Origin of the sequence: uncultured Jannaschia sp., assembly GCF_947503795.1 — a bacterium.
GTDB lineage: Bacteria > Pseudomonadota > Alphaproteobacteria > Rhodobacterales > Rhodobacteraceae > Jannaschia.
The window spans coordinates 1048720-1069763 of record NZ_CANNEZ010000001.1; the positions used below are offsets into that span (position 1 = coordinate 1048720).

Genomic DNA, 21044 nt, shown 5'->3' on the forward strand with positions numbered 1-21044 from the left:
CGGGGGGCTCAGGCCGGCTCGCGCGCCGCCTCGGCGCGCAGCACGGTTTCGACTTGCGCGCCCGCCTCGATGGTGCGGTGCACGGGGCACTTGTCGGCGATCTCCAGAAGGCGCGCGCGCTGATCGTCGTCGAGCGGTCCCTTCAATTCGATTTCGCGGCGGAACCGGTCGATCCGCTCCGACCCGTTCGACGGCGCGTCCTGCGCGTGCATCCGGTCATGGGTGACGTCGACGGCGACATGCTCCAGCGGCCACTTCTTGCGCCGCGCATACATCCGGATCGTCATCGAGGTACAGGCCCCGAGCCCGGCGGCCAGAAGCTGGTAGGGCGTCAGACCGCGATCGGTGCCGCCATAGCTGGTCGGCTCGTCGGCCATGATATGGTGGCGTCCGCCGGCATAGACGTCCTGCGCGAACCCGCCCGCATCGGCCTCGGATACGCGGGTCACCCCCTCGGGCGCGCCGATCGGCGGCGCGGGGCGCTTCAACTCGACATAGCGCGAGGCCCAGGCCCCGATGACGTCGGCGGCATATTCGGCGTCGCTGGCGCGGGTCACGAGGTGGTCGGCCTCGTCCAGCGTCACGAAGCTCTTGGGGTGGCGGGCGGCGGTGAAGATGCGGGTGGCATTCTCGATCCCGACGATCTCGTCCTTCGGGGCGTGCATCACCAGAAGCGCGGGTTTCAACGCGCCGATGGCAGGCGCCAGATTGGCGCCGGCGACGTCCGTGACGAAGCCCTGTCCGATCCGCAGCTTGCGCCCGCCCAGCGTGACCTCGCCCGCGCCGTCGCGCTCGATCGCGTCCAGCGCGCCCGCGAAGTTGTGCGTGACATGCCCCGGATCGAAGGGCGCGCCGATGGTGGCAACCGCGCGTGTGGTGGGAATGTCGGAGGCCGCACGAAGCACCGCTGCGCCGCCGAGCGAATGACCGATCAGCAAGGACGGCGCCATGTCACGGGCCGCGAGCGCCTGGGCCGCCGCGGCGAGGTCGGCGGCGTTCGACGTGAAGGACGTGTTCTCGAACTCGCCGCCGGAATGGCCAAGGCCGGTGAAGTCGAAGCGCAGGACGGCCATGCCCATGCCGGCCAGCCGGGCGGCGATCCGGCGTGCGGCGGGGATGTCCTTGCCGCAGGTAAAGCAATGGGCAAAGAGCGCGGTCGCAAGGACGGGGCCGTCCGGCAGGTCGAGCCGCGCAGCAAGGTCGTGGCCATCATGGCCGGGGAAGGTGAAGCGTTCGGTGGGCATGGGGGAATCCTCTGGTTGCCCATAGGATGGGCGCGCGGACCCCGCTGGGGCAAGCGCCGCGCGCCCTGCGTCACGCAAGGGTGAAGCGACGGGAGGATTGCGTCGCCGCCCCGTGAAGTGCCTTTCGGCGGCCGTTCCGACGGCGTCGGGCGCGCAGCGGACAGTCCGATGACACCGTCCGGCCCCCGGCCAAGCGGCAGTGTCAGATCCGGGGCTTGGCCCGCATCAGCGGCATGAGGTCGCCCATATCAGGGCCATTCGCCCGCCCCGTCACGGCATGCCGGAGCGGCTTGAAGAGCGTCTTGCCCTTCCGCCCCGTTCTGTCCTTCACGGCCGCAGTCCAGTCGGACCAGGTCGACGCGGTCCAGGGGGCCTCGGGCAGCATCGCCAGCGCCTCGGCGACGAAGCCGCGGTCTTCCTCGGGGATGTCGGGCGTCGCACCTTCGGTCATCAACTGCCACCAGCCCGCGATATCCGAGCGGCGGTCGACATTCTCGTGGATCACGGCCCAGACGGCGTCGCGCGCGTCCTCGGGGACACCGGCGGCCTCGAATTCCGCATCGACGGCGGACCGGGGGAGGGCGGCCAGCCGCGCGGCGGTCAGCGGGCGAAGGTCGGCCACGTCGAACTTGGTGGGTGCCACGCCAAATTGCGACAGGTCGAAATGTTCGGCCAGCTCGGCGGGACTGTCCCGCAGCGTGATCGGCTGGTTGGACCCGAGACGCGCCATCAGCGACAGGAGTGCCATCGGCTCGATCCCGTCCTCGCGCAGGTCGCGCAGCGCCAGCGTGCCGAGGCGCTTCGACAGCGCCTCGCCTTGCGGGCCGGTCAGCAGCGAGTGATGCGCGAAGGCGGGGTGGTCGTGGCCGAGGGCCGCCATGATCTGGATCTGCGTCGCGGTGTTGGTGACGTGGTCGGAGCCGCGCACGACATGGGTGACGCCCATGTCGGTGTCGTCGACGACCGAGGCGATGGTGTAGAGCACCTGCCCGTCGCCGCGGATCAGGACCGGGTCCGACACGCTCGCCGCGTCGATGCTGAGATCGCCGAGAATGCCGTCGGTCCATTCGATGCGGCTCTGGTCGAGCTTGAAACGCCAGTGGCCACCCCGCTCGGCGCGCAGGCGGTCGCGGTCTTCGTCCGAGAGCGCAAGCGCGGCGCGGTCGTAGACCGGCGGCTTGCCCATGTTGAGCTGCTTCTTGCGCTTGAGGTCGAGCTCGGTCGGCGTCTCGAAGGCCTCGTAGAGCCGACCCGCGGCGCGCATCTCGTCGGCCGCGGCGGCGTATCGGTCGAGCCGCGCGGATTGCGTCTCCTCGCGGTCCCAGTCGAGGCCCAGCCATTCGAGATCGCGTCGGATCGCGTCCGCATACTCGGTCTTCGACCGCTCGGGATCGGTATCGTCGAGCCGCAGGATGAATGTGCCCCCCGCCTTCCGCGCGATCATCCAATTCAGAAGCGCCGTCCGCAGGTTGCCGACATGCAGAAGCCCCGTGGGCGAGGGCGCGAAGCGGGTGACGGTCCGGGTGTCGGGCATGGGCGGGGCTCCTTCGCGCCCGCATCTGTCACCCGCTCCGCGCCTTGTCCAGTCTGGCCCGACCCCTGCGCCGCGCTATCTGGACCGGTGATATCAACCCGATCCGGAGATCACGCCATGACCCTGCTGACCCGTCGCGCCGCGTTGGCCGCCGCCGCCGCGCTGCCTGCCGCTACGCTCATCCCGGCCACCGTCGCCCGCGCCGACGCCCATGCGTCGGGGCCGGCCCAGCCGAAGGCCCGCGGTGCCGCGCTGGGCGACATGACGGTGACCGCGCTCCTGGCCGGGACCGCCACCCGCGAGGGCAACATGCAGGAGACGTTCGGCATGAACGTCGATGCCGAGACCTTCGCCGCCGCCAGCCGAGATGCGTTCATCCCGACGGACGCGGCCCAGTTCTTCTTCACGCCCACGGTCGTCCAGTCGGGCGAGAACGTGATCCTCTTCGACACGGGCCTCAACGCCGCGGGCATCACCGGCGCGCTGGAGCAGGCGGGGATCGCGGCCGGCGATGTCACCCACGTGGTGCTGACCCACATGCACGGAGACCATATCGGCGGGTTGATGAACGAGGGCGCGCCGACCTTCGCCAACGCCGCTTACATCACCGGTCAGGCCGAGTTCGATCATTGGTCGGGCACCGACAACGAAGGCTTCGCCAACAACGTGGCCCCGCTGGCCGAGAACATGACCTTCCTCGGCGACGGCGACGAGGTGGCGCCGGGCATCACCGCGATGGCCATGTTCGGCCATACGCCGGGGCACATGGGCTATATGCTGTCGTCCGGCGACGAGAGCCTTCAGATCACGGCGGACATGACCAACCACTACGTCTGGTCGCTGGCGCATCCCGACTGGGAGGTGCGGTTCGACATGGACAAGGAGGCCGCCGCCGCGACGCGCCGGAGCGTTCTGAGCATGGTCGCGTCCGACCGCATCCCGATGCTGGGCTATCACATGCCCTTCCCGGCCATGGGCTATGTCGAGGCCGCGGGCGACGGCTTCCGCTGGGTGCCCGAGAGCTACCAGCTGATGCTCTGAAAGGCGGGGGGGGGGCGGCTGCCCCCCGCACCCCCCCCCGCCAGGGGGTCGCTGGCCCCCTTGGCGATCCCCCGAGGTAGTTCCGGCCAGCGGAGGATCAGGCGTGGACGGGCCAGCGGGCCGCGAGATCGTCGAGACCGGCGCGAACGAGTTCTTCCAGAACGTCAAGATCGATGCGCGCCAGCCGCGTCACGTAGAGGCACGATTTCCCCATGCGGTGCGGTCCGAGTCGGTCCAGGATAAACCCGAATTCAGCATACCCGGGCATGATGTAGATGCTGAGCGCGGCTTTTCGCGGGCTGAACCCGGTCGCGAAATACGTGCCCGACCGGCCCGACGCATAGGTGTAGTCGTAGCGCCCGTATCCCACGAGGTTGCCGCGCCAGAGCTCGGGCGCAAAGCCCGACACCCGTCGAAACATCGCGTCCAGCACGAGGCATTCCGCGTCGCGGGGCGGGGGCTGGGCCGCGAAGAACGCGGCGGGATCGGCATCCGTCGGCTGGGTCAGGTTCTCGGCCATGCGCCGATCCTACCACATCGCGGGTCAGGCGTCGGAGGTGATCTCGGGCCAGCGGCGGTCGCCCTCGGCGATGAAGCCCGGGCGATCGGTGTTCCACGTCTCCTGAACGTCGTCGTTGAAGTTGAGATAGAGCTTGCCGTCCACCACGGCCCAGTTCTCGGGCCGGGTCGAGAAGAGCTGGCCCTTCGCGGCGACCGCCCAGGCGCAGAAGCCGCCATATTGCGGCGCGTAGGCCCTAGGGTCCGCCGCGAAAGTATCGCGGTTCGCCGCACTGGCAAAGCGCCAGGTCGCCCCCGCCCAGTCATGGGTGATCTCCGGGTCGCCGGGCACGGGGGCCGCGTCGGTGAAATAGGCGACCGCATCGGTGCCGTCGATGGCGATGCCGTCCTCGGCATAGACGCGGGCGTAGGGCAGGGTACGCGGCAGGAGCGCATAAGCCCCGGCGGCGCCCGCGGCCAGAAGGGCGGCTCCGGAGGCGAGGAGGGTGCGGCGGGAGATCGGCATCTGACATGCTCCTTCGGCGGCGACGCGGGACGTGACGCGGCCTCATCTACCGCCAACCCGCGGGCCCGTCCAATGACGCCGGTTCACACGCGCGCGAGGGGTTTGCCTTGCATCCCCCCGCGGGCCGGGACTAGCACGGGCCGACCCCATCTGGCCGGAGACGAACCGATGTCCGATCTGCGCGACGCCGCCCTCGCCGTGCGCGAGAACGCCCATGCGCCCTATAGCGGCTTCAAGGTCGGCGCGGCGATCCGTGCGGAATCGGGCGTCGTCTATCGCGGCTGCAACGTCGAGAACGTCGCCTATCCCGAGGGCACCTGCGCCGAGGCGGGGGCCATCGCCGCGATGGTCGCCGCGGGCGAGACGCGCCTGACCGAAGCCTATGTCGTCGCCGGATCGCCCGCGCCCGTGCCGCCTTGCGGCGGCTGCCGTCAGAAGCTCGCCGAGTTCGGTGCGGGCGAGGTGACGGTGACGCTCGCGACCGTGGACGGGACCGAGCGGGCCACGACCATCGCCGATCTTCTGCCGGGTGCATTCGACGCGGGCTTCATGGCGTGACCGGTCCACGCGACACCCTTTCGCGCCTGCGCCGCGACGTGGCCCCCGGCCCCGAGGCGCTGGTCGCCTTCGCCGCCGGGCTCGCCGATGGCAGCGTGTCGGACGCGCAGGCCGGGGCCTTCGCCATGGGGATCTGCCGCACGCCGCTGACGCCCGAGGGTCGCGCGGCCCTGACCCGTGCCATGCGCGACGGGGGCGAGACGCTGCAGTGGGATCTCGACGGGCCGGTGGTCGACAAACACTCGACCGGGGGGGTGGGCGACTGCGTGTCGCTGATCCTGGCCCCCGCGCTCGCGGCCTGCGGGGCCTACGTGCCGATGATCTCGGGGCGGGGGCTCGGACATACGGGCGGCACGCTCGACAAGCTCGCCTCGATTCCCGGCTTCCGGATCGAGATGCAGACCGACGAGCTGCAATCCATCGTGGCTCGCGTCGGCTGTGCCATCGTCGGCGCGACGGGCGAGATCGCGCCCGCCGACCGCAGGCTCTATGCCGTCCGCGATGTCACCGGCACGGTCGAAAGCCTCGACCTGATCGTGGCGTCGATCCTGTCGAAGAAGCTGGCCGAGGGGCCCGAGGCGCTGGTCCTCGACGTCAAGACCGGCGACGGCGCGATCGTCGCGGATGCGGATGCGGCTCGTGCATTGGCGCGCGCCTTGGTCGAGACGGGGCAGGCCGCGGGCGTGATGACGAGCGCGATCCTGACCGACATGAGCCAGCCCGCGGCGACCAGCGCGGGCAATGCGCTTGAGGTGATTGCCGCGATGGAGGCGCTGACCGAACCGGGCGGACGCGGCTCGGAGCGGCTGGTGACGCTGACCCGCGCGCTGGGCGGCGAGCTTCTGGCGCTGGGCGGGCTGGCCCGCGATGCCGAGGACGGCGCGGCGCGGATCGGCGCGGCGCTGACCTCGGGCGCGGCCGCCGAAATCTTCGGCCGGATGGTCGCAGCCCAGGGCGGGCCCACAGACTTTCCTGAACGCTGGCGCGACCGTCTGCCGGCAGCCCCCGTGGTGGCCGAGCTTCATGCCGACCGACCCGGCGTGATCGGTGGCATCGACACCCGTGCGCTGGGCGAGATCGTGGTCGGCCTCGGCGGCGGGCGACGGCGCGAGGATGACCGCATCGATCCGGCGGTGGGCATCAGCCATATCGCGCAGATCGGCGCCATCGTGACCCAGGGCCAGCCGCTGGCGCGGGTCCACGCCGCCGATGGCGATGCCGCCGAGGCCGCGGCGATCCGGGTGGCCGAGGCGATCACCTTCTCGGACAACGCGGTCACGCCGCCGCAACTGGTTCAGGAGACGATCCGATGAGCGTGCCTGCCAATCGCGCCTTCCTCGTCGTGCTCGATTCCGTTGGCTGCGGCGGCGCGCCGGATGCCGCCGAGTTCGGCGATGCGGGTGCCAATACCCTGGCCCATATCGCGCAGTTTTGTGCCGACCGACGGCCCGAGGGGCCGCTCCGCCTGCCGGTGCTCGACCGGCTGGGTCTCGGGGCGGCGATCGCGCTGGCTTCGGGCGATGCGGCCCTCGGCCTCGGGGCCGAGCCACAGGCGCTCTGGGGTGCGGCGACCGAAATCAGCCCCGGCAAGGACACGCCCTCGGGCCATTGGGAGCTGGCGGGCCTGCCGGTGCCGTGGGACTGGACCTATTTCCCTGACACCCAGCCCTGTTTTCCGCCGACCCTGGTCGATGCGGTCTGCGCGGCGGCGGGCACCGGGGGCATCCTCGGGAATCGCCACGCCAGCGGCACGCTCATCATCGAGGAGGAGGCGGAGGCCCATCTGCGGACCGGCTGGCCGATCTGCTACACCTCGGTCGACAGCGTCTTCCAGATCGCCGCCCACGAAGAGGCATTCGGCCTCGACCGGCTGCTGGACCTTTGCGCGGCCGTCGCGCCGATCCTGCACGACATGCGCGTCGGACGGGTTATCGCGCGGCCCTTCGTGGGCGCGGACGGGGTATGGACGCGCACCGCGAACCGCCGCGATTTCGCGATCCTGCCGCCCGCGCCGACGCTCTGCGATGCGGTGCAGGGGGCGGGCCGAGCGGTCCACGCCATCGGCAAGATCGGCGACATCTTCTCGATGCGGGGGATCGACACCGTCGCCAAGGGCCCCGACGCGGCCCTGATGCGGCACCTGGCCGATGCCGTGCACGACATGCCGGACGGAAGCCTGACTTTCGCCAATTTCGTCGAGTTCGATAGCAATTTCGGTCATCGCCGCGATCCGGAGGGCTATGCGGGCCATCTGGAGTGGTTCGACGGCGAGATCGGTCCGATCCTCGACGCGCTGCGACCCGGAGACCGGATGATCTTCACCGCCGATCACGGCAACGACCCGACCTGGCGCGGCAACGACCACACGCGCGAACGGGTGCCCGTGCTGGTGGCCGGGGCCGAGGGCGCGGCCGGCCAGATCGCCTTCGCCGATGTCGCGGCCTCGATCTGTGCCCATCTCGGCGTTCCCCCCATCGGCCCCGGACGGAGCTTCATGTGACCTTTTCGCCCAAGATCGAACTGCACCTGCATCTCGAAGGCGCCGCCCCGCCGGCCTTCATCCGGGGACTGGCCCGCGAGAAGGATATCGATCTCTCGGGCATCTTCCGGACCGACGGCAGCTATGACACCGGCGATTTCAAGCGCTTCCTCGACGTCTACGAGGCGGCGGCCTCGGTCCTGACTACCCCCGAGGATTATGCCCGGCTTACGGTCGCCGTGCTGGAGGACCTGTCGGCGCGGGGCGTGATCTATGCCGAGGTCTTCACCGCGCCGCAGATCGCCGCGAAAAACGACCTGCCGCTCTGGCGCGACCACGTGGCCGCCATGACGGAGGCGGCGGACACCGTGCCCGGGATCGAGTTGCGCCAGATCGCCACCTGCGTGCGTCATTTCGGCCCCGAGGGCGCGCGCGGCGCGGCCCGCTGTGCGGCCGAGACGACGGGCGGGCAGGTCACCGGCTTCGGGATGGGCGGAGATGAGCGTGTGCTGAGCCCCGAAGATTTTACCTGGGCCTTTGACTGCGCGCGCGAGGCGGGGTTGGGCCTGACCTCGCATGCTGGCGAGTTCGGCGGGCCGGAGAGCGTCCGTGACACGCTCGACCACCTGAAGGTCGCCCGGATCGGACACGGCGTCCGCGCGATCGAGGATCTCGCGCTGGTGGACCGGCTGGCCGAGGACGGTATCGTGCTCGAGGTCAATCCCGGCTCCAACGTCGCCTTGGGCGTCTACGCGAAGATTGACGCGCATCCCATTGAGAGGCTGAGAAATCGAGGCGTGAAGGTCACCGTCTCGACCGACGATCCGCCGTTCTTTCACACCGACATGGATGCGGAATACGAGGCGCTGCACCGCGCCTTCGGTTGGGATGACGACATATTTCGCCAGATCAACCGCACCGCGGCCGAGGCCGCGTTCTGCGACGCCGACACCCGCACAACCCTCCTCAAGGCACTGGAGTGACCCCATGGACCATCTGACCGTCGTCACGCACCCGCTGGTGCAGCACAAGCTGACCCTGATGCGCGAGACCACGACCTCCACGGCCGTGTTCCGGCAGCTCCTGCGCGAGATCAGCCAGCTTCTCGCCTACGAGGTCACGCGCGAGCTGCCGATGACCACCAAGCGGATCGAGACGCCGATCCAGGCGATGGATGCGCCGGTCCTGGACGGCCGCAAGATGGCGCTGGTGTCGATCCTGCGGGCCGGCAACGGCCTGTTGGACGGCATCCTGGAACTGGTGCCCTCGGCGCGGGTGGGCTTCGTCGGGCTCTACCGCGACGAGGAAACGCTCCAACCCGTGCAGTATTATTTCAAGGCCCCCGACCATCTCGACGAACGTCTCGTGATCGCGGTCGACCCGATGCTGGCGACGGGCAATTCCTCGGCCGCGGCGATCGACCTTCTGAAGGCGCAGGGGGCCAAGGATATCCGCTTCCTCTGCCTGCTCGCGGCACCCGAGGGGATCGCCCGCATGAAGGACGCGCATCCCGACGTGCCGATCGTGACGGCGGCACTGGACGAAAAGCTCAACGAACAGGGCTATATCGTGCCCGGTCTGGGCGATGCCGGGGACCGGATGTTCGGCACCAAATAGGGCTGCGCGGGCCCGCCTTGCGCTGGACTCGGGCGCGCGGCGGGGGCAGGCTCGGGCCGGATAACCGATGGGAGACGGTGACATGCGGCTGCTGCGCGTTCTGACGATGGGCCTTTCGGGGACGCTCTGCGCCGCGCTTCTGCTGGGGGCGGGTGCCGCCGATGCGCAGACGCGCATGCTGCGCAACACCCAGGCCCCCGCCGAAGTGCCGCCTGCCAGCTTCGATGCCCCGCAATATGTCGACAGCCGGGGCTGCGTCTTCATCCGCGTGGGTGTCGGCGGCGCGACCCGCTGGGTGCCGCGCGTCAATCGCGACCGATCGGTGGTCTGCGGACAGGCGCCGTCGGCGCGGCCCTCCGAGGTCGCTACGGCCCCCGTGGCCGAGCCTGCCCCGGCACCCGTCGCAACAGCAGCCGAGCCCGTACCGACGCCGACGGTGACCGCCGCCGAGCCCGTCATTCCCCGTACCCCCGCCGTCGCCGCCCCACGTGAGATCGCGGCGCCCGCGCCCGCCCGCACCGCCCCGGCGCCCGCTCCGGCGCGGGTCGCGGCCCCCGTCCGGCCCCGCACCGCGCCCCGCCCGGCTCCGCCGGCGGTCGTCGCACCCCGCGCGACGGCGCTGGCCATACCGCCGGGCTGCGGCGCGACCGAGCTGTCGGCCCGCTACCTGCGCAACACGCCGGCCTGTGCGGCGGCACTTGCCGGACGCGCCGGATCGGCTCCGGCCGCGCGCGCCGTCGCCGCACCGACGGTCGCGACCCAACCCGCGCAGCCGCGGCGCACCGTCCGACGCGCGGGCGCGCCCGTCCCGGTGGTCTTGACGCCGCCCGCCTCGGCCGTTCGCGTGAATCCCGCCGCCCCGAGCCCGCGCCGCGCGCGTGGGCAAGTCGTCGTGCCCGCTACCGCTGGCTGCACCGGCGCGACGGAGCTCTCGACCCGCTATCTGAGGGGCGCCACGCGGTGCGGCAGCGGTGCCCGCGACAGCTCGTCGCGCGTGGTCGCACCCGGCGTGACCACGGCGTCGACGCGCGGCCAGCGGGTCGTGATCGTGCCCGCCGCGCGCACCACCTTCGACGTGTCGCATCCGCCCGCGGGCTACCGCGCCGCCTTCGATGACGGGCGGCTGAACCCCGCGCGCGGGCCCCGCACGCTCGAAGGGGACTACCAGTCGCAGGCCATCTGGACGAACGAGACGCCGCGCCGTCTCCGGGGCGTGATCTACGTCACACGCTGAGCCGGGCCGCTTGGCTCAGGTGTCGGGATCGATGATCCCGAGCGCGTCCATCGCCGCCTCGAACGCATCGCGATCGGTGTCGCGGGATGCGGGTCGCCGCGACACGATGGCGTCGAACCGAGCACGCAGTGCGACCTTTTCGTCGCCTTGAGCATCGTTCCAAGGGCGGCCCTGAAGGCCCATCTCGAGCGCATAGAACCCGATGAAGTGGGGTGGGGTGCCCGCCGCGATCAGCGCGGCATAGGCGGCGTCGGCACCCATCGCGCGCAACTGGCCGACGGTCGTGATGCCGGCGCGGGCGAAGGTCGCCTCGGATTTCGGTCCGAGATTGCGAAGCGCCGAGACCGGCGCATCGTCATTCGCGTCGTTCAGATCGAGGCCCAGTCCGTGAAGCGGATCGGGACGGGACGCGGATTGCGCGGCGCGGGCGCGGGGCGCGCGGGCGTTGTGGGAGTGGGAATCGACTGCATCATTACGGTCACCATGGGGTTGGATGACTGTAGCCTGAAGCGAAACATTGATCGGAGAATGTCTGGATTGGGGCGAAACTGCGACCCCGCTCGGGAGGGAGGATTGAGCGGGGCCGCGGCTTCCGTGCGATACACCGACCCAGGGAGGAGGAGGAGGGCGGCGCGTCGATGTCTTCAAGATTACGCTGCAATGCGGCGAGGTCAACTTCGCGGGCGCAGAAAAATTCGTGATGCCCGCTATTCGTGCAGCCTGCCCGACAGGCGAGCGTTGCGTTGACGCACGCTGCGAATGCCAAGCGCGATCAGGAACATAAGGGTCAGGACGACCACGATGGACGCTCCGGGTGCCGTGTCGAGCGCGATCGAGATGTAGATGCCCGCGACGGCGGCGGCGCAGGCGATCGCGCCCGACGCCAGAAGCATCCGCCCGAAGCTGCGCACCAGGAGGAAGGCCGTGGCGCCCGGCGTGACGAGAAGTGCGACGACGAGGATGATGCCGACCGCGCCCAGGGCCGCGACGACGGCGGCGGAGATCATCGCCAGAAGGCCCATCTGCATCGCGCGCACCGGAAGGCCCGCCGCCATGGCCTGCGTCGCGTCGAAGGCGTGCAACAGGTAGTCGCGCCAACGAAACGCCATGACCGCGCAGACGATCGCGGCGACGACGGCCGCCGTCCAGAGCTCGGCCCGATCGACGCCGAGCAGGTTGCCGAAAAGGATATGATCGAGATGCACGCCCGCCTCGACCCAGGTGATGAGCACGAGCCCGACCGCGAACATGCCCGCGAAGACGACGCCCATCAGGGTGTCGCGCTTGATCCGGGAGCGGGTGTCGAGCCATCCGGTCAGGAGTGCGGCGCCCATGCCGGCGACGAAGGCCCCGACGATCAGGGGAAGCCCGAGGATGTAGGCGATCACGACGCCGGGCAGGACCGCGTGGCTGATGGCGTCGCCGATCAGGCTCCAGCCCTTGAGGACGAGGAAGGCCGAGAGGAGGCCGCAGGGCAGCGCCACCAAGAGGGCGGCCAGCATGGCGTCGCGCAAAAACGGCAGCTGGAACGGGAGGGCAATGGTCTCGATCATGCGCGCATCCGACGGCGGGCGGCGAGCTGTCCGTGGACCGGCGCGAAGACGAAGGCGGCGGCGAAGACGAGCGTCTGGAGCACGACGATCACGCCCCCGGTCGCGCCGTCGATGAAATAGCTCAGATAGGCCCCCAGCGCGCAGGAGAGCGTTCCGAGCGCCACCGCGATCACCAGCAGGAGGCCGAACCGGTCGGTCAGCAGGTAGGCCGTCGCCCCCGGCGTGACGACCATGGCGATCACGAGGAAGGCGCCCACGGTCTGCATCGCCGCGACCGCGCAGGCCGAGAGCAGCGTGAACAGCACGGCCTTCCAGAACCGTGGGTTGAGGCCGATGGCGCGGGCGTGGGCCTCGTCGAAGAAGACGACCAGCAGATCGCGCCATTTCAGCAGGAGCACCGCGAGCGTCACCAGAGAGATGAGAACGACCTGCAGCCGGTCGCCCGGCGTGATGGCGAGGATGTTGCCCAGCACGATCGTCTGGAGGTCCACGGATGCAGGCGAGAGCGACGCCATGAAGAGGCCGATCCCGAAGAACCCGGTGAAGATCACGCCGATCACGGTGTCGGTCTTGAGGCCCGACCGTTCCGTCAGCAAGAGCATCGCCGCCGCTGCCAGCCCCCCCGAAAGGAAGGCGCCCAGCGCGAAGGGCAGGCCCAGCATGTAGGCCCCCGCGACGCCCGGCACGACCGAATGCGACAGCGCGTCGCCGATGAGGCTCCAGCCCTTGAGCATCAGGAAGCACGACAGGAACGCACAGGTCGCGCCGACCAGGGCGCTGACCCAGATCGCGTTCACCATGTAGTCGTAGGCGAAGGGTTCGAGCAGTGCGCTCATGGGCGCGGGTCCACATGTGCCGGGCCGGGGGGGCAGCCCCCCGGACCCCCTGGCATATTTGCGGAACATCGACGGGCGCCGCCTGCGTGCCGTGCAGGCGTGGCGGAGCGGTCAGTCATGCTGGTCGCCATAGATGACGAACGGTCGCTCGTCATCGGTCAGAACGGTGACCTTGCGCGCGTCGTCGTCGTCATGGAGCTCGTCCCCGCCGAGATCGTAGCGGCGCAGAACGCCGCCGAAGGCGCGCTGGAGGTTGGCCTGCGTGAAGATCTCGTCCGTCGGCCCATAGGCCAGGACGGTGCCCTTCACGAAGACGGTGCGGTCGCAGAATTGCGGCACCGAGCCGAGATTGTGGGTCGAAACCAGCATGACACGGCCCTCGTCGCGCATTTCGCGCAGAAGGGCGACGATGGCGTCCTCGGTCTGGACATCCACTCCGGTGAAGGGCTCGTCGAGGAGGATCACCCGCCCGTCCTGCGCGAGCGCGCGGGCGAGGAAGACGCGCTTCTTCTGGCCGCCCGACAGCGCGCCGATCTGGCGGTCGGCGTAGTCGGACATCGCAACGCGGTAGAGGGCAGAGGCCACGGCCGCGTGGTCGGCGGCGGAGGGGCGGCGCAGGAAGCCCATATGGCCAAAGCGCCCCATCATGACGACATCGCGGACGAGGACGGGAAAGGTCCAGTCGACCTCCTCGGCCTGCGGAACGTAGGCCACGAGGTTCTCGCGCAGCGCCTGCGCGACGGGGCGACCGAGCAGCGTGACCGATCCCGACCGGACCGGCAGAAAGCCCATCAGCGCCTTGAAGAGCGTCGACTTGCCCGCCCCGTTGACGCCCACGAGCCCCGCGATGGTGCCCGTCGGAAGCTCGAAGCTCGCATCGCGGAGCGCGACGACACCGCCGGGATAGCTGACGGTCAGACCGCGGGCCGCGATCCCCCCGGCGGCGGCGGTGGACGTGTCCTTCATCGCGAGAGACCCTGAAGGATCGTCTCGGAGGTCACGCGCAGCAGGTCGAGATAGGTCGGCACGGGGCCGTCCGCATCGGACAGGCTATCGACATAGAGGACGCCGCCATAGTCGATGCCCGTCTCGCGCGCGACCTGTTGGGCCGGGTCGGGGGAGACGGTGGATTCCGAGAAGATCGCAGGCACGCCCTCGGCGCGGACGGTGTCGATGACGTTTCGGACCTGCTGGGGCGTGCCCTGCGCGTCGGCATTGATGGGCCAGAGGAACAACTCCCGCAGGCCGTAATCGCGCGCCAGATAGCTGAACGCGCCCTCGGAGGTGGCCAGCCAGCGGTCGGTCTCGGGCAGGGCGCGGATCGCCTCGCGCAGCGGCGCGATGGTCGCGGTGATCTCGGCCTTGTAGGCTTCGGCGTTGGCCGCGTAGGTCGCGGCATTCGCGGGATCGGCCTCGGACAGGGCGGCGGCGATGTTGTCGACATAGAGCAGCGCCGGCTCAAGCCCCATCCAGCCATGGGGGTTCGGCTTGCCGTCATATTCGCCGCCTCGGATCGAGAGCGGTTCCAAACCCTCGGAGACGACGGCCTGCGGGATGTCACCCATGTTGCGGAAAAACTGCTCGAACCAGAGTTCGAGATTGAGGCCGTTCCAGAGGATGAGGTCGGCGTCGCGCGCGCCGATGATGTCGCCCGGTGTGGGTTGGTAGCCATGGATCTCGGCGCCGGGCTTGGTGATCGAGACCACCTCGGCGGCGTCGCCCGCGACGTTGCGGGCCATGTCGGCGATGATCGTGAAGGTCGTGGCGACCTTGATCTTCTCGTCGGCCCACGCGGGAAGCGCGAGGACGGTGGCCAGGATGCAGAAAAGCGCGCGCATGACATCTTCCAGACGAAGCAAAGATTGGAATGAGAATTATTCGCAACTGGCGCGAGGTCAAGGTGGCGTCCCGAAAAAAGGCCCCCGTCTCCGGGGGCCTTCGTGGCAAATCACTCTGCAGCGCGGAGGGGCGGGTGGGGGCCCTTGGACACCTCGGGATCGTCCCCGTCGGCTTCCACCTCGGCGACCACCACCGCGGTCGGCTCCTCGGTCGGCGGCTCAAGGTCGGCCGGGGCCGTCTCTGGGCCGACGTCATCATCCTCGGCCCAGAGCAGCTCGGGCTGGCGCACCCGCTTGGCGTCGCGGCGAAGCGCCCAGTCTTCGGCGGCTCGGGTGCCGCTGCTGAAGCCGATGCGGCCGAGGATACGGCCGATCCCGCGGGCATAGGTCCCAACCCAGACACGGCCTGCCAGCATCGACGGCGTGAAGAGCAGGGTCAGGATCGTCGCGACGCCCAGGCCCCAGACCACCGCCGTCGCCAGCTGGATCCACCAGAGTGCCGTGGGCGAGCCGATGGAATAGCCCCCGCCGATGAAGTTCAGTGACAGGCCGAACATCATGGGCGCCAGACCCGCCATCGTCGTCAGCGTGGTCAACAGGACGGGGCGGATGCGGTCTTCGGCGGTGCGGACGATCGCCTCGAGCCGCGGCATGTAGCGCGAGTAGTCCTGATAGGTGTCGATCAGGACAATGTTGTTGTTCACCACGATCCCCGCCAACGCGACAATTCCCGTACCGGTCATGATAATCGAGAAGGGTTGGTCCATGACGAGCATCCCGATCAGCACGCCCGTGGTCGACAGGACGACCGCCAGCAGGACGAGCACGGAGTTGTAGATCGAGTTGAACTGCGCCAGCAGGATCACGAACATCAGGCCCAGCGCGCCGATGAAGGCCTGACCGAGGAACGCCTGGCTCTCAGCCTGCTCCTCCTGGTCGCCGGTCCATTCCCACGACACGCTCTCGGGCAGGATCTCGCCCGCCTCGAACATCTCGGTCAGCAGGCCGATCCGTTCGGTCGCGGTCACGGGAATGGCGGCCAGGTTGCTGCCCTCGGCCTCGGCCGCGGTCACGATATCGACGGTCTCGCCGCTGCCATCGACCAGTTTCACGAGGCCGGGAGCCACGTCCGCCTTGACGTCGAAGGCGCGCTCGCCGTCGAAGCGGTCGATCTTGGCGAGCTGCGGGACTGGCGTGCGGGTGATGAAATTCGCCAGCGGGACGAGGCCGTCCTGCGTGCGAACCTTGAGGCTGTCGAGGGTCGAAAGGACGCGGTCTTCCTCGGGGAGGCGGACGCGAATGTCGATTTCCTCGTCCGAGGACGGCACGCGCATCGTGTCGAGGAGGATGCCGCGGGTCACAAGCTGGACCATCGCGCCCACGGTGGCCACGTTGGCGCCGAAGCGGCCCGCCTTTTCGACATCGACGTCGATCTCCCAGTCGATGCCGGGCAGGGGAAGCGTGTCCTCGACATCGATCAGGCCCGGCGTTCCCGAAAAGAGCGCGACGGTGTCACGGGTCGCGGCCTGAAGCTCGTCCCAGTTCTCGCCCTTGAGGCGCAGATGCACGGGCTTGCCCTGTGCGGGCCCGCGATCCTGCGCCGAGAGGTCGACCTTGACCCCCGGCAGCTCGCGCAGCTCGGCCAGCAGCTCGTCGGCGATCCGGTCGCCGTCGAAAGCCGGGTCGACGACCTGGGTGTTCACGGTGAAGCCGAAGATATCGAACCACGGCTCGGGCACGGTGGGACGGTCTTCCCAGGGGACCATCTCGATCTGGATCTGGCCGATGGTGTCGGACGCGCCGCCCGCGGCACCCGGCCCGCCGGAGCTGAGCCCGCCATCGCCCGCGAACGAGAAGGCTGACTGGATGCCGGGCGTGGCCAGCACGATGGCTTCGGCACGGCGCAGCAGTTCGTCCTTTTCGTCGAGCGACAGGTTGCCGCGTGCGCGGACGTAGACGTTCGCGTTCTCCAGCTCGCTTTCGACGAAGAACTCGACGCCGTTATTGTTGGCGCCGAAATAGATGAAGGTGTTCACGACCGCGAAGCCGACAGCGACGACGGCGAGGATCGGCCCTAGCGGATTGCCGACGATCAGGTTCACGAAATGCCCGAAGGGCGTGCGCCGGTAGCCCGCGCGGACGCGGCGGGTCTTCCGGTGCCACGTGACGGAGCCGAGCGTGGTCGACAGAAGCATCGCCGAGACGATGAACATCAGCGCACCGGGCAGCATCGCCATGAGACCGGCGGGCGCATCGGGCAGGAGGTAGGCGGGGTTCAGCGTCTGGAGGATGGCGACGACCATCAGCCAGGCCGAACCCGCGGCAAGAACCGCGCGCACCACCCACGGCAGGCGGCGGCGCAGCCAGTCGGACCCGCGCTCGAAGGTGCGGGACATGCGGCCCGCGACCCCGCCGAGGACCGGCAGGTACACGAGCGCCACGATCAGAGATGCCGAGAGCACGAAGATCAGCGTCACAGGCAGCATGCCCATGAACTCGCCCGGCACGCCCGGCCAGAACAGCATCGGCAGGAAGGCGCAGAGCGTCGTCGCCGTCGAGGACACGACCGGCCAGAACATGCGCTTTGCGGCTTCGGTATAGGCCTGCATCGGGCCGGTGCCCTCGGTGATGCGCTTGTCGGCGTATTCGACCACCACGATCGCGCCATCGACCAGCATCCCCACGGCGAGGATCAGGCCGAACATGACGATGTTCGAAATGGTGATGCCGAGGACGGCCATCAGCGCGAAGGACAGAAGGAACGAGGTCGGGATGGCGAAGCCCACGAGAAGGGCCGAGCGTGTCCCCAGCGCGGCCAGCACAACGATCATCACCAGCGCGATAGCGGTCAGGACCGAGCCCTCGAGCTGCTGGACCATCGAACGGACGGTGCGCGACTGGTCCATGGTGATGCGGACCTCGACGGCCTGCTGCAGCTCCTCGGGCCAGGACGCGACCTCGGCCTCGACCTCGGTGCGGACTTCGGCCGCGGTGTCGATGATGTTGAAGCCCTTCCGCTTGACGACCTGAAGGGCGACCGTCGTGTCGCCGTTGTAGCGCGCCGTGCCCTGCCGATCCTGGAAGGTGAGGTTGATGGTCGCGAGGTCGCCCAGCGTGATGATGCGGTCGCCATCGGTTTTCACGGGCAGGTCATAGACGTCCTGCGGGCTCTCGAAGCTGCCGGGGATCTTGACGGGGAAGGCGCCGGACGCGGTCTCGACCGACCCGGTGGCGACCAGCAGGTTGTTCTGGCTGACCACGTCGATCAATTCGCCCGCGGTGACGTTGTAGGCCTCGAGCGCCAAGGGATCGATCAGCACCTCGAGCATCTCGTCGCGATGACCGGCGAGACCGGCCTCGAGGATGGCGGGCATCCCTTCGAGACGGCTTTGCAGGTCGTTGGCGAGCCGGAGGAGTGTCCGCTCCGGCGCATCACCCGAGAGCGAGACGATCTGGATCGGGAATTCCGAGAAGTTGATCTCCTCGATGACGTATTGCTCGGCACCGGCGGGGAAGTCGGCCTCGGCATTGTTCATGCTGTCGCGCACGTCGGCGATCGTCGCGGACTTGTCCCAGCCGAACTCGAATTCGAGGAAGATGCCCGCGAAACCCTCGTTGGCCGAGGCGGACATGGATTTCAGGCCGTCGAGCTCCTTGAGCTCGGTCTCCATCGGCTTGACCAGGAGCTTCTCGGCGTCCGACGCGCTGATGCCAGGGAAGGGGACCGAGACGAAGACGCCGGGGATGTCGATGTCGGGCTCGCCTTCCTTGGGAAGCGAGACATAGGCGACCGTGCCCGCGACGACGGACAGGATCACGAAGGTGATGACCATCCGCGCGCGGTTGGCGGCCCAGTCGATCAGGCCCGTCATTGGGTGACCTCCGCCATTTCGTCGACATAGGTGACGCGAACGGGCACGCCGTCGGTGACGTATTCCTGGCCCACCGTGATCACGTCGAGCGTGTCGGGCATGTCGGTCAGGAGAACACCGTCCACCGTGTCACGCACCAGCGTGACGTCCTGGAACGACACGATCCCGTCCTCGACGACGCGCAGGCCCAGCGTGCCTTCGTCGTTCAATGTCATGGCCGAGGCGGGCACGAGATGGGCGCGGGTCGTCGGCGTCTCGATCAGGATTTCGGCGGTCTGGCCGTCGCGGATGCGCAGGTCGTCATTGGGCACGGTGACCTCCACGCGGAAGGTGCGCGTCAGGTCATCGGCCGAACGGCTGAGGAAGGTGACCTCGCCCGCGACCTCGCCGCCCGAGGCCAGGCGCGCACCGGCGCGGGCGCCCACGGCCACGCGATCGACCTGCGCTTCGGGAAGGAAGCCGACAAGCTTCATCGGGTTGAGCTGGACGATCGTGGCACAGGGCGCGCCGCCGGGCTGCAGGAACAGGCCCAGCTCGGCGGTGTCGGTCTCCAGCAGGCCGGCAAACGGTGCCTCGACGGTGAGGTTGGCGATCTCGAGCTCGGCACGCTGGACGCCGGCTTCGGCAGACTGGATCGCGGCGCGCGCCGACTCGATCCCGGCCTGCGTGGTCTCGAGACCCGTCTTGGCGGTGATGACGCCCGCCTCGGCCGACCGCAGGCCCGCATCGGCATTGGCGACCCGCGTGTCGGAGGCGAAGCCGCCCTGCGACAGCCGGTCGGCGGCGTTCTGGTTGATCCGGGCTTCCTCCAACCGGGCTTCCGCCTCGATCAGGCGCGCTTCGGCCTCGGGGACGCGCGCTTCGGCTTCGGGCAGGCGGGCGGCGGCCTCGGCCACGCGGGCCTGCGCCTCGGAGAGGGTGGCGACGCGCGTGCCGGGATCCAGCTCGCACAGAAGCTGGCCCGCCTCGACGAACTCGCCCTTGCGGATCGGCTCAGAGATCACGGTGCCCGCGGTCTCGGCCTGCACGATGACTTCGCGCGCAGCCTCGGACTGCCCGCGCACCAGCACGGCGTCGGCCACGTCCTCGGCCTCGGAGCGCAGAACGACGACATGCACGTCGTCGCGCGCGTTTGTCGCCTCGTCTGTGGCGATGGCGACGGGCACTTCGGCCTCGGCGGGGGCGGCGACCTCGGACGGCGCGGCATCATCGCCGCCGGTCAGCCCGCGCGCGAAGGACAGCAGTTGCTCGCGCTGGAGCACCACGAAAAAGAGCGCCGCGCAAACAAGGACGGCCGTGACAATCGGGAAGAAACGCATGCTGTGCCTTTCGGGCGGCGGAACGACTGAACGATTTGGTTCAGTTCTAGGGTTTGCGCGGGTGTGCGACAAGGGTGGGGCGTTCGTAAAGACCAATCTGCGACCTCAATGTGAAGATTCGCACATTTTCGCGCCGACACCATATGCCCTTGGCCCCTGAACGGTGCTGCGCTAGGAGAGCGCTCGACACGCGAGGGGGACGTCCATGTCCAATCCGGAGAGCTTCATCGACGAGGTCACCGAGGAGGTGCGCCGCGATCGGCTATACGCGATTCTCAAGCGTTGGGGCTGGGTTGCGGTGCTGGCGATCCTCGTGCTGGTCGGCGGTGCGGCCTGGAACGAATGGCGCAATGCCCAAGCTCGCAGCAGTGCCGAGGCATTCGGCACGGAAATCCTGTCGGCGCTGGGATCCGAGAGCGAGGCCGCGCGGGTCGAGGCCCTGGGCGCGATCACGCCGGCCACTCCCGAACAAACGGCGATCCTCGGGATGCTCGAAGCTGTCGCCACTGCCGAAACGGACGATGCCGCCGCACGGACGCGCCTCCTGAATCTCGCCGACGCGCCCGAGATGCCGGCCACGTACCGTCACCTCGCGCTGACGAAGGCGATGCTCGCGGGGGGCTCCGGCGACGTGGCGCGCGACGCGCTGATCCTCGAGGAGCTGGCCGCTCCCGGCGCCCCGTTCCGGCCCCTCGCGCTGGAGCTTCAGGCCGTGGCCGCGCTCAACGCGGGCGACGAGGCGACGGCAATTACGCTACTACGTCTGCTTTCCGAAGACGCCGAGGCGACGGAAGCCTTGCGTCGTCGCGCCCTGCAGTTGATTGTCGCGCTGGGCGCCTCGCCCGAACCGGCGTGACCGGCGGTTGTCGGGGCATACGGGTGAATTGGGAGCTCC

At 69.3% G+C, this 21044-nt stretch carries 19 protein-coding genes; 8 read left to right on the forward strand and 11 right to left on the reverse strand.

From position 1 onward, the window contains the following. Positions 1-8 precede the first annotated feature (8 nt). Both Q0833_RS05690 and gltX read right to left on the reverse strand, forming a co-directional pair. Positions 9-1244: a bifunctional alpha/beta hydrolase/OsmC family protein gene (locus Q0833_RS05690; RefSeq protein WP_298431134.1), complete on the reverse strand. Its 1236-nt coding sequence runs from the start codon at positions 1242-1244 to the stop codon at positions 9-11. A gap of 202 nt (positions 1245-1446) precedes the next feature. Then, positions 1447-2778, reverse strand: a complete 1332-nt coding sequence (gltX, locus tag Q0833_RS05695; protein WP_298431136.1) for a glutamate--tRNA ligase — start codon at positions 2776-2778, stop codon at positions 1447-1449. Positions 2779-2895: 117 nt separating this feature from the next. On the opposite strand from gltX, the gene Q0833_RS05700 reads away from it, so the two are divergent. Beyond that, positions 2896-3819, forward strand: a complete 924-nt coding sequence (locus Q0833_RS05700; RefSeq protein ID WP_298431138.1) for an MBL fold metallo-hydrolase — start codon at positions 2896-2898, stop codon at positions 3817-3819. A 97-nt stretch (positions 3820-3916) separates the two neighbouring features. On the opposite strand, the gene Q0833_RS05705 is transcribed toward Q0833_RS05700, so the two are convergent. Further along, positions 3917-4339, reverse strand: a complete 423-nt coding sequence (locus Q0833_RS05705) for a DUF1801 domain-containing protein (RefSeq protein ID WP_298431140.1) — start codon at positions 4337-4339, stop codon at positions 3917-3919. A 24-nt stretch (positions 4340-4363) separates the two neighbouring features. Continuing rightward, a complete protein-coding gene (locus Q0833_RS05710; protein WP_298431142.1) occupies positions 4364-4843 on the reverse strand; it encodes a YHS domain-containing (seleno)protein in 480 nt (159 codons plus the stop codon). Positions 4844-5011: 168 nt separating this feature from the next. Here Q0833_RS05710 and Q0833_RS05715 point away from each other — a divergent pair, with 168 nt between their 5' ends. The 6 genes from Q0833_RS05715 (at position 5012) to Q0833_RS05740 (ending at position 10731) form a co-directional block, all read left to right on the forward strand. Continuing rightward, entirely contained in the window at positions 5012-5401 is a 390-nt protein-coding gene (locus tag Q0833_RS05715; RefSeq protein ID WP_298431144.1) for a cytidine deaminase, read from the forward strand. Further along, the gene (locus Q0833_RS05720; RefSeq protein ID WP_367274936.1) at positions 5398-6714 is read left to right on the forward strand and encodes a thymidine phosphorylase; all 1317 of its coding nucleotides are present in this window, start codon (positions 5398-5400) and stop codon (positions 6712-6714) included. The genes Q0833_RS05715 and Q0833_RS05720 overlap by 4 nt, the downstream gene beginning before the upstream one ends. Continuing rightward, on the forward strand, positions 6711-7901 hold the full coding sequence (locus tag Q0833_RS05725) for a phosphopentomutase (RefSeq protein ID WP_298431145.1): 1191 nt from the start codon (positions 6711-6713) through the stop codon (positions 7899-7901). Before Q0833_RS05720 ends, Q0833_RS05725 begins: the two co-directional genes overlap by 4 nt. Beyond that, complete coding sequence (locus Q0833_RS05730) at positions 7898-8863, forward strand: adenosine deaminase (protein ID WP_298431147.1); 966 nt, start codon at positions 7898-7900, stop codon at positions 8861-8863. The genes Q0833_RS05725 and Q0833_RS05730 overlap by 4 nt, the downstream gene beginning before the upstream one ends. 4 nt (positions 8864-8867) lie before the next feature. Further along, positions 8868-9497: a uracil phosphoribosyltransferase gene (upp, locus tag Q0833_RS05735; RefSeq protein ID WP_298431149.1), complete on the forward strand. Its 630-nt coding sequence runs from the start codon at positions 8868-8870 to the stop codon at positions 9495-9497. 82 nt (positions 9498-9579) lie between these two features. Beyond that, positions 9580-10731, forward strand: a complete 1152-nt coding sequence (locus Q0833_RS05740) for a hypothetical protein (protein ID WP_298431151.1) — start codon at positions 9580-9582, stop codon at positions 10729-10731. A 15-nt stretch (positions 10732-10746) separates the two neighbouring features. Here the strand turns inward: Q0833_RS05740 and Q0833_RS05745 are convergent, their stop codons facing one another. The 7 genes from Q0833_RS05745 to Q0833_RS05775 form a co-directional block, all read right to left on the reverse strand. Continuing rightward, positions 10747-11103 (reverse strand): TfoX/Sxy family DNA transformation protein, encoded by a 357-nt coding sequence (locus Q0833_RS05745; RefSeq protein WP_298435005.1) that lies wholly within the window; start codon positions 11101-11103, stop codon positions 10747-10749. Positions 11104-11438: 335 nt separating this feature from the next. Next, on the reverse strand, positions 11439-12284 hold the full coding sequence (locus tag Q0833_RS05750; RefSeq protein ID WP_298431153.1) for an iron chelate uptake ABC transporter family permease subunit: 846 nt from the start codon (positions 12282-12284) through the stop codon (positions 11439-11441). Beyond that, the gene (locus tag Q0833_RS05755) at positions 12281-13120 is read right to left on the reverse strand and encodes a metal ABC transporter permease (RefSeq protein WP_298431155.1); all 840 of its coding nucleotides are present in this window, start codon (positions 13118-13120) and stop codon (positions 12281-12283) included. Before Q0833_RS05755 ends, Q0833_RS05750 begins: the two co-directional genes overlap by 4 nt. 111 nt (positions 13121-13231) lie before the next feature. Next, positions 13232-14086, reverse strand: coding sequence for a manganese/iron ABC transporter ATP-binding protein (locus Q0833_RS05760; protein WP_298431157.1), 855 nt, complete (start codon positions 14084-14086; stop codon positions 13232-13234). Further along, a complete protein-coding gene (locus Q0833_RS05765; protein ID WP_298431159.1) occupies positions 14083-14958 on the reverse strand; it encodes a metal ABC transporter substrate-binding protein in 876 nt (291 codons plus the stop codon). The genes Q0833_RS05760 and Q0833_RS05765 overlap by 4 nt, the downstream gene beginning before the upstream one ends. A gap of 110 nt (positions 14959-15068) precedes the next feature. Then, on the reverse strand, positions 15069-18830 hold the full coding sequence (locus tag Q0833_RS05770; RefSeq protein ID WP_298431160.1) for an efflux RND transporter permease subunit: 3762 nt from the start codon (positions 18828-18830) through the stop codon (positions 15069-15071). Next, entirely contained in the window at positions 18827-20149 is a 1323-nt protein-coding gene (locus Q0833_RS05775) for an efflux RND transporter periplasmic adaptor subunit (protein ID WP_298431162.1), read from the reverse strand. Before Q0833_RS05775 ends, Q0833_RS05770 begins: the two co-directional genes overlap by 4 nt. A gap of 205 nt (positions 20150-20354) precedes the next feature. Between Q0833_RS05775 and Q0833_RS05780 the strand changes: the two genes are divergently transcribed. Next, positions 20355-21005 (forward strand): hypothetical protein, encoded by a 651-nt coding sequence (locus Q0833_RS05780; protein WP_298431164.1) that lies wholly within the window; start codon positions 20355-20357, stop codon positions 21003-21005. The last annotated feature ends 39 nt before the right edge of the window (positions 21006-21044 follow it).

Coding starts and splice junctions, on each gene's coding strand:
- Q0833_RS05765 (WP_298431159.1), bottom strand. CDS start 14,958: ATGCGCGCGCTTTTCTGCATCCTGGCCACCGTCCTCGCGCTTCCCGCG.
- Q0833_RS05760 (WP_298431157.1), bottom strand. CDS start 14,086: ATGAAGGACACGTCCACCGCCGCCGCCGGGGGGATCGCGGCCCGCGGT.
- Q0833_RS05740 (WP_298431151.1), top strand. CDS start 9,580: ATGCGGCTGCTGCGCGTTCTGACGATGGGCCTTTCGGGGACGCTCTGC.
- Q0833_RS05710 (WP_298431142.1), bottom strand. CDS start 4,843: ATGCCGATCTCCCGCCGCACCCTCCTCGCCTCCGGAGCCGCCCTTCTG.
- Q0833_RS05700 (WP_298431138.1), top strand. CDS start 2,896: ATGACCCTGCTGACCCGTCGCGCCGCGTTGGCCGCCGCCGCCGCGCTG.
- Q0833_RS05770 (WP_298431160.1), bottom strand. CDS start 18,830: ATGACGGGCCTGATCGACTGGGCCGCCAACCGCGCGCGGATGGTCATC.
- Q0833_RS05690 (WP_298431134.1), bottom strand. CDS start 1,244: ATGCCCACCGAACGCTTCACCTTCCCCGGCCATGATGGCCACGACCTT.
- upp (WP_298431149.1), top strand. CDS start 8,868: ATGGACCATCTGACCGTCGTCACGCACCCGCTGGTGCAGCACAAGCTG.
- Q0833_RS05715 (WP_298431144.1), top strand. CDS start 5,012: ATGTCCGATCTGCGCGACGCCGCCCTCGCCGTGCGCGAGAACGCCCAT.
- Q0833_RS05705 (WP_298431140.1), bottom strand. CDS start 4,339: ATGGCCGAGAACCTGACCCAGCCGACGGATGCCGATCCCGCCGCGTTC.
- Q0833_RS05750 (WP_298431153.1), bottom strand. CDS start 12,284: ATGATCGAGACCATTGCCCTCCCGTTCCAGCTGCCGTTTTTGCGCGAC.
- Q0833_RS05775 (WP_298431162.1), bottom strand. CDS start 20,149: ATGCGTTTCTTCCCGATTGTCACGGCCGTCCTTGTTTGCGCGGCGCTC.
- Q0833_RS05725 (WP_298431145.1), top strand. CDS start 6,711: ATGAGCGTGCCTGCCAATCGCGCCTTCCTCGTCGTGCTCGATTCCGTT.
- Q0833_RS05755 (WP_298431155.1), bottom strand. CDS start 13,120: ATGAGCGCACTGCTCGAACCCTTCGCCTACGACTACATGGTGAACGCG.
- gltX (WP_298431136.1), bottom strand. CDS start 2,778: ATGCCCGACACCCGGACCGTCACCCGCTTCGCGCCCTCGCCCACGGGG.
- Q0833_RS05780 (WP_298431164.1), top strand. CDS start 20,355: ATGTCCAATCCGGAGAGCTTCATCGACGAGGTCACCGAGGAGGTGCGC.